1 protein-coding gene and 1 pseudogene are annotated in these 2,251 nt (G+C 72.5%); one reads left to right on the top strand and one right to left on the bottom strand.

Annotation, left to right across the window (positions count from 1 at the left end; translation table 11 throughout):
- Nucleotides 1–446: 446 nt before the first annotated feature.
- Nucleotides 447–1,655 carry a DUF349 domain-containing protein gene (locus JM949_RS35340; RefSeq protein WP_203152392.1) on the bottom strand — a complete coding sequence of 403 codons (1,209 nt, stop codon included), beginning with the start codon at nucleotides 1,653–1,655 and terminating at the stop codon, nucleotides 447–449.
- 150 nt (nucleotides 1,656–1,805) lie between these two features.
- Here JM949_RS35340 and JM949_RS35335 point away from each other — a divergent pair.
- Nucleotides 1,806–2,251: pseudogene (locus JM949_RS35335) on the top strand (hypothetical protein); the annotation flags it as partial.

Genomic DNA, 2,251 nt, shown 5'->3' with positions numbered 1-2,251 from the left:
GTCCCGTGCGCCACCCCGACACCCACACCCCGCCCGTCCCGTGCGCCATACCCACGCCCCGCGCCCCACGCCCGCTGCCCTTTGCGCCGCACGCCCCCTGCATGATCGCGCTGGAACATGGATGTCGTTGCATCCCGGCGCTTCGTGGCCACTACATCCAGGATCGAGCGTGACCTTGACGGCCGCACGCGCCCAACGCCCGTCCTGGGAGCTCGGGGACGGTGTTCGTCGTCAAGGTCCGCGCAGAATCAGGAATGTTGCTGTCTCTCGCGCGCCGGAGGCAGCAACATCCGGGAAGGTGCGTAGATCTTGCCGCGTGCGGCGCGAAGGGCGAGGACCGAGGGTCGCGGGCGCCTGAGGCGGGGTGCGGGCGTTCGAGGACGTGAGGGTGGACACGCGGAAGCCCCCGGTCCCGCTCGGGACCGGGGGCTCCGGACGTCGTCAGCTCAGCCGGCCTGCTCGGCGAGCTGGAGGAACTGCCGCTTGGCGTTGAGCGCCTGCTCGGCCTCCTTGATCCGGCGCGCGTCCCCGGCGCTCTGCGCCCGGGCCAACCGGTCCTCGGCCTCCGCCACCTGCGCCCGCATCTGGGCGAGCAGCGGGTTGTCCTCCTTGGTGGTGCGGCGCCACGCCGAGTCCATCACCTCGCGGACCTTGTCGTCGATGGCCCGCAGCCGGCGCTCCAGCCCGGCGGCCGCCTCGCGGGGCACCCGGCCCGCCTCGTGCCACTGCGCCTGGATCTCCCGCAGCTTGGCCTGCGCGCCCTTCGGGTCGGCGTCGATGTCCAACGCCTCGGCCTCGGCGAGCAGGGCCTGCTTGCGCTCCAGGTTGCCGCGCTGCTCGTTGTCCCGAGCCGAGAAGACCTCACTGCGCCGGCTGAAGAAGGCGTCCTGCGCACCCCGGAACCGTTCCCAGAGCTTCTGCTCGGCCTCCTTGGAGGCGCGCGGCGCGGCCTTCCACTGGGTCATCAGGTCCTTGAGCTGGTTGGCGGTGGCCGCCCAGTCGGTGGAGTCCTGAAGCTTCTCCGCCTCGGCGACCAGCTCCTCCTTGACCGTCTGCGCCTGCTTGCGCTGCGAGTCCAGGGAGGCGAAGTGGGCGCCCCGGCGGCGGGTGAAGCCGTCCCGGGCGGCGGCGAACCGCTTCCACAGCTCACCGTCGGCCTTCTTGTCGACCCCACGGATGGTCTTCCACTCGTCCAGGATCTCCTTGAGCCGATCCCCGGCAGTCTTCCAACCGGTGGACTCGGCGGCCAGCTTCTCGGCCTCCTCGACCAGCGCGGTCTTGCGGGCCAGGGCCTCACCGCGAGCGGCCTCGCGGGCGGCGCGCGCCTCACCGGCCTTCTCCTCGGCGAGCGTCGCCAGCTTGTCCAGGCGGGTGGCCAGGGCGTCGATGTCGCCCACCACATGGGCCTCGGGCAGCGTGGCGCGGATCCGCCGGATCGTGCTCAACGAGTGCCCGGCGTCCGCCGCACCCGACTTGAGCCGCGCCTCGGTCAGGTCCACCTCGGTCACCAGGTCGGCGAAGCGGCGGGCGAAGTGCGCCAGGCCCTCCTCCGGTGCTCCCGCCTGCCAGGATCCGACCACCCGCTCGCCCTCGGTGGTCTTGACGTACACGGTGCCGTCCGCGTCCACCCGTCCGAAGGCAGTCCAGTCGCTCATGTGCCCATCCTCGTTCTCCCGGCGTCGAGGGAATCGACCCCCGCCGCCGCCACGGCGCAGCCAACTTGCTCCCGGCATTGTCACAGGTCCGACCCGGTCCGCGTCGAGCGCCTATCGCCGACCGTGACCATACGGTGTCCTAGGGCCCCAATGACCGGATCGGCTCGGAGACGCACCGGGGATTCCCGCTACGGTGAACGGGTGCCACTGGTCGCCGCCGCCGTCTGTCCGCATCCGCCCCTGCTCGTGCCGGAGGTGGCCGGCTCCGCGGCCCCCGAGTTGGACGATCTCCGGGCGGCCTGTGACGCCGCCGTACGCCGGCTGCTGGCCGTCGAACCGGACATTCTGGTGCTGTTGGGCACTGGCCCGGTGACCGGCCCGATCCATGCCCCGGCCACCGGCTCCCTGCAACCCTGGGGGGTCGATCTGGACGTGCCGCTGGCTCCCGGCCAACCCGACCGGGGTGCGGTACTGCCGCTGAGCCTGACCGTCGGCGCGTGGCTGCTGGCCCGGCACACCGCACCGTCCAGCGCCGCGCCGACGGACACCGCGCCGACGGACACCGCGCCGACGGACACCGCGCCGACGAATACCGC

This window comes from Micromonospora tarensis, from assembly GCF_016803395.1.
In the GTDB taxonomy this organism is placed as follows: Bacteria; Actinomycetota; Actinomycetes; order Mycobacteriales; family Micromonosporaceae; genus Micromonospora; species Micromonospora tarensis.
Note: the sequence above shows the minus strand (reverse complement) of the source record. Positions and strands in the feature narration are given on the sequence as shown.